Annotated in this window: 13 protein-coding genes and 1 pseudogene; 10 read left to right on the forward strand and 4 right to left on the reverse strand. The window is 56.1% G+C overall.

Going from position 1 to position 15596, the window contains the following annotated elements; all coding sequences use genetic code 11:
• Positions 1-16 precede the first annotated feature (16 nt).
• Genes ETV65_RS09270 through ETV65_RS09280 form a run of 3 tightly spaced genes read right to left on the reverse strand, consistent with a single transcriptional unit; the run spans position 17 to position 3845 of the window.
• On the reverse strand, positions 17-1528 hold the full coding sequence (locus ETV65_RS09270) for a YfcC family protein (protein ID WP_238483564.1): 1512 nt from the start codon (positions 1526-1528) through the stop codon (positions 17-19).
• Entirely contained in the window at positions 1525-2460 is a 936-nt protein-coding gene (locus ETV65_RS09275) for a BadF/BadG/BcrA/BcrD ATPase family protein (protein WP_129952585.1), read from the reverse strand. The genes ETV65_RS09270 and ETV65_RS09275 overlap by 4 nt, the downstream gene beginning before the upstream one ends.
• Positions 2457-3845 (reverse strand): hypothetical protein, encoded by a 1389-nt coding sequence (locus tag ETV65_RS09280; RefSeq protein ID WP_129952586.1) that lies wholly within the window; start codon positions 3843-3845, stop codon positions 2457-2459. Before ETV65_RS09280 ends, ETV65_RS09275 begins: the two co-directional genes overlap by 4 nt.
• Between ETV65_RS09280 and ETV65_RS09285 the strand changes: the two genes are divergently transcribed.
• Positions 3837-5582: an ROK family transcriptional regulator gene (locus ETV65_RS09285; protein ID WP_129952587.1), complete on the forward strand. Its 1746-nt coding sequence runs from the start codon at positions 3837-3839 to the stop codon at positions 5580-5582. The genes ETV65_RS09280 and ETV65_RS09285 overlap by 9 nt on opposite strands.
• Positions 5583-5830: 248 nt before the next feature.
• Here ETV65_RS09285 and ETV65_RS09290 read toward each other — a convergent pair whose 3' ends face one another.
• Positions 5831-6379: a TetR/AcrR family transcriptional regulator gene (locus ETV65_RS09290; protein WP_129952588.1), complete on the reverse strand. Its 549-nt coding sequence runs from the start codon at positions 6377-6379 to the stop codon at positions 5831-5833.
• Between the two features lie 133 nt (positions 6380-6512).
• Between ETV65_RS09290 and ETV65_RS09295 the strand changes: the two genes are divergently transcribed.
• The 9 genes and pseudogenes from ETV65_RS09295 to ETV65_RS25140 form a co-directional block, all read left to right on the forward strand.
• Positions 6513-7604 carry an alkene reductase gene (locus ETV65_RS09295; RefSeq protein ID WP_129952589.1) on the forward strand — a complete coding sequence of 364 codons (1092 nt, stop codon included), beginning with the start codon at positions 6513-6515 and terminating at the stop codon, positions 7602-7604.
• Between the two features lie 60 nt (positions 7605-7664).
• Entirely contained in the window at positions 7665-8447 is a 783-nt protein-coding gene (locus ETV65_RS09300; RefSeq protein ID WP_129952590.1) for an SDR family oxidoreductase, read from the forward strand.
• Between the two features lie 132 nt (positions 8448-8579).
• Positions 8580-9398 (forward strand): oxidoreductase, encoded by an 819-nt coding sequence (locus ETV65_RS09305; RefSeq protein WP_129952591.1) that lies wholly within the window; start codon positions 8580-8582, stop codon positions 9396-9398.
• 99 nt (positions 9399-9497) lie between these two features.
• A complete protein-coding gene (locus ETV65_RS09310; RefSeq protein ID WP_129952592.1) occupies positions 9498-10520 on the forward strand; it encodes an NADP-dependent oxidoreductase in 1023 nt (340 codons plus the stop codon).
• 481 nt (positions 10521-11001) lie between these two features.
• A complete protein-coding gene (gene rbsK / locus ETV65_RS09315) occupies positions 11002-12216 on the forward strand; it encodes a ribokinase (protein ID WP_129952593.1) in 1215 nt (404 codons plus the stop codon).
• 94 nt (positions 12217-12310) lie between these two features.
• Positions 12311-13240, forward strand: a complete 930-nt coding sequence (locus tag ETV65_RS09320; protein WP_129952594.1) for a dihydrodipicolinate synthase family protein — start codon at positions 12311-12313, stop codon at positions 13238-13240.
• Between the two features lie 170 nt (positions 13241-13410).
• Entirely contained in the window at positions 13411-13908 is a 498-nt protein-coding gene (locus ETV65_RS09325; RefSeq protein WP_129952595.1) for a YhcH/YjgK/YiaL family protein, read from the forward strand.
• A gap of 15 nt (positions 13909-13923) precedes the next feature.
• Positions 13924-15237: an MFS transporter gene (locus tag ETV65_RS09330; protein ID WP_165383714.1), complete on the forward strand. Its 1314-nt coding sequence runs from the start codon at positions 13924-13926 to the stop codon at positions 15235-15237.
• Between the two features lie 164 nt (positions 15238-15401).
• A pseudogene (locus ETV65_RS25140) lies at positions 15402-15503 on the forward strand (type VI secretion system tube protein Hcp); the annotation flags it as partial.
• Positions 15504-15596: the final 93 nt, after the last annotated feature.

The raw sequence follows: 15596 nt of genomic DNA on the forward strand, positions 1-15596 counted from the left end.
GGGGAGAGGTTAACGCTTATTTCAGCGCCGCGCCGAGCACCAGAAACAGGCAGTTGAGCACAACCAGCAGGCCGAGCAGTGGCAGCACCCACAACAGATAGCGGGTATAGCTGACTTTGGCCAGCGCCAGTCCGCTCATCACGATGGCTGAGGTGGGCGAAATCATCGCTATTGTACCGACTGCGCACTGAAATGCCGTCACCACCATTTCGCGGCCGACGTCGGTAAAATCTGCCATGGGTGCCAGCACCGGCATCGCCAGTGTCGCCAGCCCGGATGAACTGGGCACCAGGAACGACAGCGGCATGATCAGCAGATACATCATGACGGTGAAGGTGCCGGAAGGCGCGCCGTTCGCCAGACTTTCCATAGAGTGCAGTACCGTGTCGGTGATCTGCGCGTTGTGCATAATTACCGTGATGCCACGCGCCAGCACGATAACCAGCGCGGCTCCCATAAAGTCGGAGATGCCTGCCAGCATCGCGTTGTAGAGCCCGTTGCCGCGCAGGCCGCCCAACAGGCCGGTCACTATCGACATAACAAAAAACAGCGCGGTCAGCTCGGGGAAGTACCAGTCCAGCTGCCAGGACCATGAGGTGGCGTTCGGTCCGGCGATCACCTGCGCCCAGGGAATGATGGCGAAAATCATGAAGACGAACGTGACGGCGAAAGTCAGCATCACGCCTTTCTGGCGGCGGTTCATCGGCGGTGGCAACTGTAATCTGGCCTGCGCCAGTTCCCGGTCCTCAGCGGAAAAGCCCACTACCGAATGTGCGGCGTTGCGCTGCACACGGCGGGCATAGCGCACCACATACAGAATGGCGACGGCCGTCAGCACGATAAACATCGCGAAGCGCAGACCGATGCCGCTGCCCATCGGCACGCCAGCGCCCGCCGAGGCGGCGCCGGTCATGAACGGATTGACCGTGGAGTTCATGTTGCCCACCACCGATCCCACCAGAATCACGCCCACCGCTGTCATGCGATCGAAGCCCAGGCCCAGCAGCAGCGGCACCAGCAGCGCATAGAAGCCCAGTGTCTCTTCGCCCATGCCGTAAGTGGAGCCGCCGATGGCGATAAGCAGCATCACCATGACGATAAGCAGCCCGCCGCGCTGTCTGAAGCGTTGTGCCACGTGTCCGAGACATGCGTCGATCGCGCCGGTTTTGGTCGTTGTGACGATAAAGGCGCCCAGCGACAGCACGTAGAAAAATACGCCGATGGCGCCGAACAGGTTACCGCTCTCGTAGGGACCGACATGGCCAGCGGCATTCTCCACGCCGTAAAGCCCGTTTACCGGTGCCAGAAACAGTTCTTTGATCCGCTGCACGGTGGTCAGCGGACTGGCGGTGACCTGAAAGCTGCCCGCCACCGGGCGACCGTCCGCCATATGGTATTGTCCGGACGGAATGATGAACGTCAGCAGCCAGACGACGGCGGTGATGGCCAGCAGAACAGTGTAAGTGTTGGGAAAGCGCCAGGCTTTACGGGTCGCCGGGGCGGCGGCGTTTTCATATTCAGACATCATGCACCTCGTGAAACGGAACGGACTAATGAAGGGGCGACCAGGCGGCGCGCCAGCGCAACCCCGCCCATGACCGGCGGACATGCTAACAACAGCAGCGACAGCCGGGGATCGTGTTTGCGCAGACGTGCGGCCAGCCGGTCGAACAGCGGCGGCTGATGGCGGATTACGCCGCCAGCCGCCACTACACAGTCGATTCGGGCACCGCGCCGGCACAGCCGGGCGATAAGTTCCGCCAGCGATTCGGCCGCAGCATCGACCACGCCCGCTGCCAGGGGCGAACCGGCCTGCAGGCATTCGAAAATAACGGACGCGTGGCGACTCCAGACGCTGACAGGCTGACGCAGCAATTGCGACGGCAGATCCAGCAGGTGGTCTGCCCCGAAGGCGCGTGTCAGCGCGATGGCGAGCGGATCGTCGCTGCGCCCCCGATCCCAGTCCGTTAGCACCGCGCGGATCCCTTCACGCACCAGACCGCTGGCACCGCCTTCGTCGCCCACCAGCCAGCCCCAGCCGCCAGCCAGCAGCCAGTGGTCTTCCGGCCCCAGCGCCGCCGCCACCGAACCCGTACCGGCAATCAGCCCGGCCGCGTGTGGCTGGCTGGCGCACAGCGCGACCAGTGCCGCGTCGTTGACCACCTGACACGCGCTGTCGGGAAAGTGACCCGCCATCAGTGCCGTCATGCGTGCGCATTCGTCGGGCGTATCGCAGCCGTGTGCGCCGATGCCTATCGCCCGGGGCGGGGCGGCGAGTCCGGCCTGTCCGGCGGCGAGGGCAATCAGCTCAGCCATGCGCGCGGCCTTGAAGGCATAGCTTTCGCCGCCCCAGCGTCCGGTCGGCCACTGCGCGTCCATCCGCGCCTGTCCGGCGCTGTCTTCGATGCGGATATGAATTTTGCTGCCGCCCACATCCATTCCCAGCCAGCTTTGTGTCATGACACCACCCCGCTGATTTTGGTATCCAGCCGTGCGACAACGCCGGCATCAATATCGCGATCCACAACCCGGCCCAGCGCGATCGCCAGCAGATCCATGACCAGTATTTCCAGCGCCAGGCGCTGCAGCGGCGGCAGGACCGGCAGTTGCACGGTCTCTGTGCCGGGCAGCGACACGGCCTGATCTGTCACAAGCAATATCGGTACGCCGAAGAGTACAAGCTGCTTCGCCAGCAAGATTTCCCGCTCGCCGCCGATCAGCACGTGTGCGGTGCCGTGACCCACGGCATCGGTCATGCCGTGCAGATAGTGGCGCGTCCCCATGCCCATCGCTGCCATTTTCGGCCCTTCGCGCAGCAACAGGGCGCCCTGTTCAGCGGCGCTGAGGCTGGTGCCGCCACCAACGAAATCGATACAGCCGGTGTGACCGGCCTGCTGTGCGAACCGATCCACGGCCGCCCGGGCGGTATGCCTCACTGCGTCCAGTTGCGCGGGTAACTGACGCCAGCCTGCGTTGCAGTCGCGTCCGATCAGCGCATCCGTCAGCAGGCCCAGGCAGACACTGGTGGCCAGCAGCGCCACGGAGGACATGCCGGAATCGATCAGCGTGCCGAGCCAGAGCGTGTCGGCGCTGACCGCCGCCAGCGGCGAGTCTGCCTGATTAACCAGTGCCAGCCGCCGCCCGGGGCGCTGCTGTTCCAGCACTCTCACAACTTCCGGGCTGCGTCCGCTCTGAGAGACGCCCAGATACCAGTCTGCCAGCGGCGGCGTGCCATCAGGCATATCGTCACCATTGCTGCGTAGCGCCCGCAAACCGGCCGCTCGCAGTTCATGTACCGGCGCGGCGAGCACCGCATAAGATGCGCCGATACCGGCGAACAGCAGCGTGCCGCCGCGCAGTGCGGTGATATCCAGCGTGTCCAGCCACGCCTGTGCGCGTTCGCAGGTCGACTCCAGCGCGGCGGCCTGCCGGGCGACGCCCTGGGCGAAAGGGATTAAAATTTCTGTGCCGGTCATGTCATCATTTCCCTGTAGTGTTAAGGATGAAACTTTTATGTCACAAACAACTTCGCACAGTTTGTGCAGTGCGGGAAATGACGTAATAAATCGATAAAAATCAGTAAACTGATGGTTTTTCGTTGCATTTTCCTCGTGCCGTTTCAGCCGGTGCTGACAATTTTCTGCGTGATAACTTGACCGTGAGGCATCATCTCGCGCATAAAACTTGACCTTATTGCCATAACATTGACCGAAATAGTCTGAAGCAGCGGCGGAGTGGCAAGGTAAATAAGTATTCCCTATGATGGCGCGCCGCCCGTTTCGGGCGACTCCGTCCCCCGGTGCACACCGTGCGGTTAACCGCGTAAAGGAGAGAGAATGACCCATTCATCATGGCCGGTGCTGGTGCTGGCCCGCGATCACGACGCGGCAGTGATTAGCCGGGCGCTGAAGCGGCGGCGGCTGCAACGTCTGGCACGTGGCATCTACAGCGGTGACATTGACACCCCTGCCGACATCATCGTCAGACGTTATCTGTGGCAAATCGTCGACTATTTCTTTCCGGAGGCTGTGGTGTGCGGGGCGAGTGCAATGCGTGCCGATCCGGCCGCGGGTGGCGTCATCGAACTCTGTCATTCGCGGCGGCGGCCGGTTGTCCTGCCGGGGATAACGCTGCGTCCTCAGAGTGGCGCGGCGCGCCAGCCTGACGACACGCCGCTGCACGGTTCGCTATGGCTCAGTTCGCCCACGCGTAGTTTGTTGTGGTTTTTCAGCCAGCCGGTGGCCGGCCGCGACAGCGGGCTGCTCTATAGCTGGTGGCGCCGGCAGGAGGCGGAACGCCGTGAGCTGTTGTCTGGTCTGGCGCAGCGTGCTCATACGCTGAATCAGCAGGCGGCTGTGGCGGAGGTGACGGCGTTTTTACGCCAGCGCACCGGAGAGACGACTCTGCCGGACGGGGAGGGGACGGGGCCGTCTCCGGCGCTCAGCGTTACGGCGAAATTGCTGGCGATCGAACTCATCGCGCTGGGCGGTGCGACTCAGTCCGAGCTGACGGCAAGGCTCGGCATGGCCAAAAGCACGGTGTCCACCGGTCTGCAAGAGCTACAACGTCACAGCTCGATCGTCGCCACGGCCGGTGCCAGAGGGCGCGGTGCCAGTGTGTATCAGCTGGCGCGTCAGGCAGGGTGGGTGCTGGGTGCGGATATCGGCAACAGTCAGGCGCTGTTTATCGCCCGTAGTCTGGATGGCCGGCAGCTGGCGCTGCGTCAGTTCACCAATGGCGCGTCCGCGCAGCTTATCATTGCGGCAGCCGACGCCATCGCCGCACTGCGTCAGGAACTGTCCGCCTTTGGTCCGCTGCTGGCGGTGACGGTCGCTTTGCCCAAACCGGTGCGCCCGGATGTGCCGCTTTCCGGACGCGACGGTCCGTCGCAGGCCGGACTCTCGCCGGATGCCATTCTGGCACGGCTGCCGCTACCCGACGGCGTGCATCCGTTGGTGGAGAATAACGTCAACTGTGCGGTGGTGGCCGAAGTTAACCACGGCATCGGCCGGGGGCTGCAGGATGTCGCCTTCCTGCAGATAGGCGAACGCATCGGCTGCGGCATTATAGCCGGGGGCGCGCTGATTCACGGTGCGCGTGGCTGCGCCGGTGAAATCGCCGACCTGCCGTTTCCCTGGAGCGAGCGGGAGAAACCGGGCGAGTTACTGCTTGAGCAGCATCTGGCGCAGCGCGGATTTCTGGATAGCTTCAACGCACAACGGCCGCCGGGCGCTCCGGCGGTACGCTCGCTTGAGGCGCTGCTGGAGCGCGCGGCGCGCGGCGAACCTGTCGCCCAGCAGGCGGCGCAACACTACGGCGAGCAGATCGGTTTTCTGGCGTTAGGTTTGGTGGCGATACTGGATCCGGCCATGATCATTCTCGGCGGCAGCGTCGGCTCGAACCGGCTGATTGTCGCTGCGGCGCGGCGGACAGTTGCCGCCATATCCCCCTATACCACCGTCGCCGCCTCGCAGTTTGGTCATCTGGCGACGGCGGAAGGTGCTGCTCAGCTGGCGCTTGAGGCCGCGCAGCGTAAACTGCTGGGCAAAGCGGTGCGGCCGCGCCAGGGCGACGCGGTCTGATTTGACGCGGACAGGGACAGAAATTGATGCGATGTCCGAACGGAATCGCGAAACGTTAGCGTTAACCGGACCGGATGAGCAGGGACGACCGTCCCAACAGCACCGTCAGTTAAACAAATCATTTGCTTTATATGGGATCGGGTCCGGTCCCATCGGATATGTTGCGGACCTGCCGGTGAAGGCCGAGACGCGTGCCTTCGCCTGCGCATCGTCGGCCCCGCCGGGCCGTATTTCCGGATCTTCTACTTTCAATCTTTACGCGCGTCCTGACTTAGCAGTTGAGTGCGGCAGACATCCAGAATTTCATCAGCCAGAGCGGAATTATCCGGGCAGGCACGGGACAACACCAGGGCACCGACAAGATGGGCGATGGTATCTATCAGGTCAGCGCGCGTGCCATTTTCAGTTCCTAAAATTGCCAGCTGGCGTTCAATTCCGGCGGCAAATGTCGCCTTGATTGACGCAGACTGACGGGCTGTATCGGTGCCCAGTGCCGACATCACACACCCTTTTCCCATATCATCGCGATGTTGTCGGGAGAGGTAGTATTCAATAAATTTTTCCCGGTCCACACCTGCCGTGCTTTCTGCAGAACGCGTAAAACCGCAACTCATTGCCTCCGCCATCAGATCAGCCTTGGAACCAAAGTGCTTGTAAAACCCGCCGTGGGTTAAGCCTGCAGCAGACATCAGTTCCGCAACGCCCACGCCATCGTAACCGCGTTCACGAAAAAGTTCTGAGGCCGTTTCAACAATGCGCATCCGGTTTTCCCGAACCTGCTCTTTTGACACTTTCATGCTTTCCTGCCCTCTCAAAAATAGGGGTTAAGTATACATTGATGATGGTCATAATCAAACCGGTTGACTTTATAGATTATGATCATCATCATTATGCTGACACGTTGACCCACCCCTTAGCAGGTAAATAAACATGACAAATCAACGCTTATTTCAGCCCTATGATCTTGGCGCAATCACACTGGCCAACCGCATCGTGATGGCACCGCTGACACGTAACCGGGCCGCAACGGGCCTGGTGCCGGGCGAACTGGCGGCGACCTACTACGCCCAGCGTGCCACAGCAGGGTTGCTGATTACCGAAGCGACGCAGATCTCCGCACAGGCGCAGGGTTATCAGGATACGCCGGGGATCTACACACAAGCTCAAATCGATGGCTGGCGCAAAGTGACTGACGCCGTGCATGCCAAAGGCGGGCGCATATTTGTACAGCTTTGGCATGTAGGACGAATTTCGCATGTTGATTTGCAGCCTGGTGGCGCTGCGCCGGTCGCACCGTCCGCTATCCGTGCCGGGACCAAGACCTTTGTGAACAATAGTTTTACTGACGTCTCTGAGCCACGTGCGCTTGAATTGCAGGAAATACCGGGGATTATCGATGATTTCAGGAAGGCATCGGCCAATGCCATTGCGGCCGGATTTGACGGCGTAGAGATCCACGGTGCCAATGGTTATCTGCTGGAACAGTTCCTTAAAGACGGCGCAAACCAGCGTACTGATGAATACGGCGGCTCTGTGGAAAATCGTGCGCGCCTGCTGTTAGAAGTCACGGCGGCCGTAAAAGATGAGATCGGCGCAGACCGCACTGGCGTACGTATTTCACCGGTTTCACCTGCTAATGCGATTTCATGCAGTGATCCGCAGCCACAATATGATTACCTCGCTGAACAACTCGATGCATTGGGCATCGTATACCTCCATGTGGTTGAAGGCGCGACGGGCGGCCCGCGTGATATATCGCCGTTCGATTACGACTCCCTGCGCCGGCGTTTTAAAAACACCTACATCGGCAACAATGGCTATGACCTGGAACTGGCGTCCGCTCAGCTTGCGCAAGGCAAAGCCGATCTGTTCGCGTTTGGTCGCCCGTTCATCGCCAACCCGGATCTGGTCGGCAGGCTGAAGACGGGCGCGCCTCTGGCCTCACTCAATCCTGAAACGCTTTATGGCGGTGACGCAGCGGGATATACCGATTACCCGTCGCTGACTGAGACCAGCAAGTAAAGCCCTACATACATCGCACATGGCGGATTCTGTTTACACATTAATGAAGAAGATCAACTTATGACTAAAGCTTCAGTTCTCATCACAGGCGCATCCACGGGTATCGGTGCTGTTTACGCGGAACGGTTTGCCCGCCGGGGCCACGACCTGGTTCTGGTCGCGCGCGACAACGCGAAGTTAGAAACACTGGCCGCGCGTCTGCGACAGGAAAATGGCATTTCTGTCGACGTTCTGCCTGCCGACCTCACGCAAACGCGTGATTTAGCCGCGGTCGAAGCCCGTCTGCGTGAAGACTCACGGATTGGCATCCTTATCAATAACGCGGGTATCGCGCAGTCCGGCAGTTTTACCGGGCAGACGCCTGATTCGATAGAAAGCCTTATCGCGCTTAACGTCACCGCCCTGACCAGACTGGCCAGCGCCGTGGCACCTCGCTTTGTGCAAGCGGGGGAAGGATCGATCGTCAACATCAGTTCTGTCGTAGGCCTGGCCCCGGAATTTGCCATGACGGTTTACGGTGCAACTAAAGCCTTTGTTCTTTTCCTGTCTCAGGGACTGAATGTCGAGCTGTCATCTAAGGGCATTTATGTCCAGGCGGTACTCCCTGCCGGCACTTACACGGAAATCTGGGACCGTGCGGGTATCGACATCAGTAACGCGGCAAAATTCATGGAAGTGGGCGAGTTAGTGGATGCCGCACTGGTGGGCTTTGATCGCCGTGAACAGGTCACCATCCCGCCTTTACATAATGCTGCCCGCTGGGACACCCTTGATGCTTCGCGTCAGGCTCTGCTCTCAGACATTAAACAAGATGAAGTCGCTGAACGATATAATGCACTTTAGTCAATGAGGTGAACTGTGCAGAACGGTCTTCCGGCGGTTCTGCACAGCGGTGAATCCGACATACATCTCTTACAGCCTGTCCTCTCATCAGCGATGAGAAACCACAAACTCATCATGAAGGCCTTATTCAGCATGACAAAAAAACGTGTAGCACTGGTTACCGGCGCGTCCTCAGGTATCGGCGAAGCATCTGCTCTTAAACTTTTAGCGGCGGGGTATAGGGTATATGGCACGAGCCGGCGTGGTCCTCAGGCGGGAAAGCCTCCGTTTCCGTTACTGACGCTGGATGTGACAGACGACGCTTCTGTCGGGGCCGCCATTGATGAGTTGCTGCGCCTGGAGGGGCGGATCGATGTTCTGGTGAACAATGCGGGTTTCGGGGTCGCGCCGGCGGCGGCGGAAGAAAGTTCTGTCGATCAGGCCAAACACATTTTCGACACCAACTTTTTGGGCATCGTCAGGTTGAGCCGGGCAGTGATCCCTTATATGCGCCGTCAGGGCAGCGGGCGCATCATTAACATCGGTTCGATACTCGGGATCGTTCCGTTACCTTATGTGGCACTTTATGCTGCCAGTAAGCATGCGGTTGAAGGTTATTCGGGTGCACTGGATCACGAACTGCGCACACAGGGCATCAGAGTTTCTGTCATTGAACCTGCCTACATAAAAACACAGTTTGAAGCCAATAATATCGAGCCGGATGCCAGGCTGGAAGAGTATGACCTGATCCGGGCTAAGCTGGCGAAAGTGGTGAGCAAGGCGATGGCTGAGGCGGAAAGTCCGGAGGTCGTGGCTGACGTGGTGGTTAAAGCGGCTCAGACGTTACGCCCGAAGATGCGTTACACGGCAGGCAAGCTGGCCGGTCAGTTGAATTTTATTCTCAGATTCGCCCCTGCTTCATTCCTGGATAAGGTGGTGCGCAAAAGTCTTCAGCTTGATGCGAAAGCATAAAAAAGACGTTTTTACGATGGGTTATTACCGGGGATTTTTTGCGCGGCAACAGGGCCGCTAAGGAAATTTCATTGGCAAACGCGACAGGGCAAACAACAAATGAAAACTAAGACGATGAAAGCGTTTACGTTTAAACGCTATGGTAAATCCCCAGAGCGGGGATTTGATAACGTAGATTATCCTGCCCCTGATGCTGATGAAATCCTGGTTAAAGTTTATGCGGTGGGTCTGAACCCGATTGATAACATTATCCCAACCGGAATATTTAAGCCGGTTTTGCATTTTAAGCTCCCCGCCACATTGGGCAGCGACTTGTCCGGAGTGGTCATTGCCGTGGGGAGTCGTGTGACGCGTTTCTCGCCAGGCGACGAAGTCTTCGCCAGCATTTTTGACAAGGGAACGGGTTCCCTTGCCGAATTTGCTTTGGTGCCTGAAAGCGCGGCGGCCATGAAACCCGCCAGTCTGGATTTTGTGCAGGCAGCTTCGCTCCCGATGGTGAGCCTCACATCCTGGCAGGCACTGACAGAGCGAGCCGGGCTGCATCCGGGCCAGAAGGTTTTTATTCCGGCAGGTTCAGGGGGAATTGGCAGTTTTGCCATCCAGCTGGCGAAGCATCTTGGCGCCAAGGTGGGGACAACAACCAGTACGGGCAATGTCGAATGGGTGCGTCAGATTGGCGCAGACGAAGTGGTTGATTATAAAAAACAAAAATTCGAAAATGTGCTGAGTGGCTACGATATGGTTCTCGGCACTGTCAGAGGCGATTCAATTGAAAAATCTACCCAAATTCTCAGGCCGGGTGGAAAGATTGTTTCTCTCACCGGCCCGTTAGATGCTGCGTTCGCGCGGACCCGGGGATTAAATTTCTTTCTGCGTTTTGTCTTCGGGCTGATGAGCCGCAAGATGATGCGTCTTGCGAAAAAACGAGGGCTGACCTATTCATTTCTCTTTGTCCGTCCTGATGGCGATCAGCTTACTCAAATCGGTAAACTCATAGAGGCTGAACAAATCAGGCCCGTGATCGACAAGGTATTCCCTTTTGCACAAACAAAGGAAGCTCTTGCCTATCTGGGGCAGGGACACGCGAAGGGGAAAGTGGTCGTTAAGATGCAGGAGTCATAACAGGTAAGATTTGAATCTGTTTAAACGAAAATCGACAGGATCAGTCTCTGCTCTTTTGACGGGATATCCTGGCCATTGCGATAGTTAAAATTGTTCGCTTACCTCGGGCTCTTTTTATGTCATCTGTTGAAATGAAATATATCTCACTTTGTGATCTTCAACATCTCATGGCGATAAACCTCCATCACTAATATCTCCCGTGACGGACATTTTCCAGCATGGCGGAAGATTAATGACAAAAAATAAAAGCCCGCTTAAATCTCCTTAAACGGGCTTCTCTCATGAAACCATCCGGCTTACACCTTCCTTTCTCAAAATGAGCATTTGTTTGCTTTGTCCGACAGAATTCCCCGCTTATTACGTCACAAAAAACATAAGTTCCCATTTTTGTTTACTTCCGTTTTGCTATTTAAGCTATGAGCATCATCACTATTTAACCTGTTTTATACATTTATTCTGAATACAGAGAAGGTGGGTGGCTATGTTTCTTGAAGAGCGTCGGCAGCAAATCCTGGAATATCTGGATAAAAATGAGCGGGTAAAAGTGGATGTTTTGGCATCCCTGTTTGCGGTGACCCGAGAAACCATTCGCAATGATCTGAATGCCCTGGCGGCTGAAAAATTGGTTCAGCGCTGTCACGGCGGGGCAATGGTAATCCGGCGAAGTTTGCAGTCAAAGCTGATTACTGACACCGGCGGTAACTTTGAAGTGTTGCTACAACGGCTGCAGAGTCAGAAAAGAAAGCAGATTGTGCAACAGGGTAAAGGAAAGAACATGAAAGGTAAGGTGTGTATTCTGGGTTCATTTAACGTCGATATTGTGGCAAAAGTTGAACGTTTTCCAAAAGGCGGGGAATCTCTGCTGGCGCTGGGCAGCACACTCGGCCCCGGCGGCAAAGGGGCCAACCAGGCCACGGCTGTCAGTCGTGCAGGTGCCAAGGTGCATTTCGTTTCCAAGGTGGGTAAGGACCAGTTCAGCCAGTTTGCTTATGATCACCTGACCTCCTCGGAGATTCACTCCTTTACCCTTTATCAGTCAGAAACCGAACCAACCGGCAACGCCATTATTTATGTCTCGCAGGAAAACGGCGAGAACATGATTGCCATTTATTCCGGCGCCAATAAAACCATCAGCGAAGACGAAGTGGCGGCAATCGCGCCCGAACTTGAAGATTCGGACGTGCTGCTGGTGCAGCTCGAAAACAACTTTGCCGCTACCTTGAGTGCGATGAAGCTGGCTAAAGCGCTGGGAGTGAAAGTGATACTCAACCCGGCTCCTTTCTCGAACCACGCGCTTGAGTGTCTTGAATATGTTGACGTTATTACCCCTAATGAAACTGAGGCATCGCAGCTGTCCGGCATTGACGTGAAAGATGTAGCCAGTGCCAAAGAGGCTGCACAGCGTATCGTCAGTCAGGGTGCCAGGCGGGTCATTATTACGATGGGATCGCGCGGCGCGCTGCTGCTTGACGGCAATCAGTTCCAGCACATTCCGGCTTTCCCGGCGCTGAGCGTTGATACCACCGGTGCAGGAGACGCCTTCAACGGCGCGCTGGCCTCAGGTATCGCCAATGGGCAAAGTCTGGTGCAGGCGGCGACCTATGCCTCGGCATTTGCCTCGCTGGCAGTCGAACGCGAAGGCGCATCAAACATGCCTGATAACCCCCAGGTTTTGGCACGTCTGGCGCAGCGGTAAATGCTGCGTTCACTCTTTAATTTCCTGTAACGGTCGCTGCTTTGATGCATTGAGTCTGGCGGCCACGTAATCGATTCCGTCTTAAGGAGCAGTAATGACTAAAAGTATTGAAGGTATCGTGCCGGTGATGTTGACCCCTTTCACCGCAGACAACCAGATTGACTACCCTGGCCTGACCCGTTTGATCGACTGGTATCTTGAGAAAGGTGTCGATGCGCTGTTTGCCGTGTGTCAGTCGAGCGAGATGCAATTTCTGACTCTGCAAGAGCGCGTTGAGCTGGCGGAGTTTGTGGTGAAACACGTCGCTGGGCGCGTGCCGGTGATTGCCTCTGGCCACATCAGTGATGATATTAATGACCAAATCAGTGAGCTGAAGGCGATGGCGAAAACCGGAGCCGACGCACTGGTACTGGTCACTAATCATCTTGACCCGAAAAATCAGGGCAGTGAGACCTTCTTCGCCACGCTGGATAAGTTGCTGAGTGTTTTGCCTGAATCTATGCCGCTGGGACTGTATGAGTGTCCTGCACCGTATCGCCGCCTGCTGACCGACGAAGAGCTCACTTACTGCGCTAACACCGGCCGCTTCGTTGTACTGAAAGACGTGAGCTGTGACCTGGCAACCGTTACCCGCCGTGTGAAGCTGGTGGCGAATACGCCGTTGAACATCATTAATGCTAACGCCGCGATCGCTTATCCGGCGATGCAGGCGGGGTCTAAAGGATTCAGCGGCGTGTTCACCAATTTTCATCCCGAGCTTTACAGCTGGCTGTATCACAAGGCGGCAACCCAGCCGCAACTCGCCGATGAGTTAGCCATTTTCCTGTCGCTGGGCGCGGTGACGGAAACATTAGGGTATCCGAAGAATGCCAAGATTTATCATCAGCGTCTGGGCACTTTCGACAGCGAGTTCTGCCGGGTGAATAAAGACAATGTGCTGGAAAAGTTCTGGGGACTGACGGTATTGCTGGATCAAATCCACAGCGGCACTGCGCTGTGGCAGAAAAAAATCGCTGCCGTATAAGAGACGATAGCGGTGAGTGATGCGGATGAGCAGCCGTCTTATCCGCTGATTAATCGCCTGGTCGAATATTCTTGCAAATGATTACGCTTCCGGGCAGTAAGTTTTAATTTATAACATTTTTAGCCGTAATCCGACCCTTGATATAAATAAATATAAAAGGATTATTCAACATGATCGTATGTTGCCTGAGAGACTGGGAACGTGAAAAATTCGCTTTCCATCCGATTATTAATAAAGGTATTGAGTATATTACTCAAACTGATTTCTCAACACTAACACCAGGGAAGTTCGATATTATTCCGGGCAAGATGTTTTGTCTTTTTCAGGAAATGAATACCGTTCCTGCTCATGAAATGCGCGCTGAGTCACATTTCAAGTTTGTCGATATTCAATTTCTCTTGCAGGGAGAAGAAACCATCGGTGTGGCGCGTGGTGCGGCGGAGCATGAGGTGGCAGAAGACCGGGCGGAGAAGCACGACATCGTGTTTTACCAGGAAACGAATAATGAATCGCTGATTCATCTGGAACCCGGCATGTTTGCCGTTTTCTTTCCGCAAGATTTACATCGTCCTTGTTGTAATACCCAAAGCGAGTCTTTTATTCGTAAAGCTGTGATTAAAATTCATCTGAGCCTGTTCAGTGATGCCTTATTTATGAATAACCCATAGTGGATGATTGAAATTATGAAAGATGCTACCTCTTCTCTCGATGCACCTCTGGTTAAAACGGCCGCTCCTGTTGTTTCACGCTTGCGCTGGGGCATTATTTTTATTTTGTTAATGGCGGCAGTGATTAATTACCTCGACCGTGCCAATTTAAGTATCGCCAATACGACTATTGCTAAAGAGTTTGGTTTCAGCCAGACGGAAATGGGTCTGCTGCTGTCGGCATTCCTGTGGCCTTACGCGCTGGCAAACCTGCCGGCGGGCTGGCTGGTTGACCGTTTTGGGCCTAAAAAAATGTTCTCATGGGGCGTGGGCCTGTGGTCCACCTTCACGGTGATGGCAGGTTTCGTTAATGGTTATTCCATGTTCTATGCCCTGCGCATGCTGCTGGGCATATCCGAATCACCGTTCTTTACCTCCGGCATCAAGATCACTCACCGCTGGTTCTCTGACAAAGAGCGCGCGCTGCCGACCTCCATCATCAATACCGGCTCGCAGATTGCCAATGCCATTGCGCCGCCAATCCTGACCGTGCTGCTGTTAACGCTCGGCTGGCGCGGCATGTTTATTGCCATTGGCCTGGCGGGGATTCCGCTGCTGCTGGTCTGGCTGAAATTTTACCGCAATCCGACCGAGCGCGAAGAAAAGGTGATCCACGCCAATTCTCAGTGGGTGCAGAAGTCGGTGACCGACGTTAACGGCAATAACAAGGCGAGCTGGGGGGCGCTGTTCAGACATAAAACCACCTGGTTTATGGTGATCGGTAACTTTTCTATCATGTTTACCATCTGGGTTTACCTGACCTGGCTGCCGGGTTATCTGGAGAAATCGCTGGGCTTTAGCCTGAAACAAACCGGCTGGCTGGCGGCCATTCCGTTCCTGGCGGGGATTTTGGGCGTGCTGTGTGGCGGGGCCATTTCTGACCGTCTTATCCGTCGCGGTGTGAAAACCATTACCGCGCGTAAGGTGCCGATTGTTGCCGGTGCTGCGCTGGCGGCCTGCTTTGTTGCGCCAATACCGTTCGTGCACAGCACAACATTGAGTATCGCACTGTTGTCGATTGGCTACTTCTTCTCGCAGCTGCCGCAGGGTGTGATCTGGACGCTGGCTTCAGACATTGCGCCGAAAGAGCAGGTGGCATCAATGGGGGCAATTCAGAACTTTGGTGGCTTCCTGGGGGCAGCCTGTGCGCCGATCGTCACCGGAATTATCCTTGATGCAACCGGACAGTTCACCAACGTCTTCTTCCTCGGTGCCGGTTTACTGATGCTGGGTGCGCTTAGCTACGGACTGTTCGTGAAAAAGCCGATTCTGGTGACAATGTCGAGATAATGACAACCGTAAGCTGCATTAAACGCCTTGCTATCGGGGCGTTTAATGAGTGCTGTTTTCTGATATTTCTCCGTTCAGAAGTGGACATACCAATCTGAGCGGGGGGACGTCTGACGTAATCGCGGCATGGCGCGATTGCCAAACAATAAACAGCGCGCGAACTCACCCTTAAATCTGCTGAAATTAAAATGTATCGCATATTAGACGCGGGGGTTGAAACCGAGTATTTCAATATTCTGATGGGAAATGTGAAGGTCACCGGCATTAGACAATACCGATGCGGAGGGGGAATTAAAATGCATCGGGAAGACTTTTCACGCTAACTCGTTGAATTTAAATTATACAAAGGTTTGTTCAGT

The organism is Rahnella sp. RFA10(1/100) (assembly GCF_004195115.1).
GTDB classification, from domain to species: domain Bacteria; phylum Pseudomonadota; class Gammaproteobacteria; order Enterobacterales; family Enterobacteriaceae; genus Rahnella; species Rahnella perminowiae.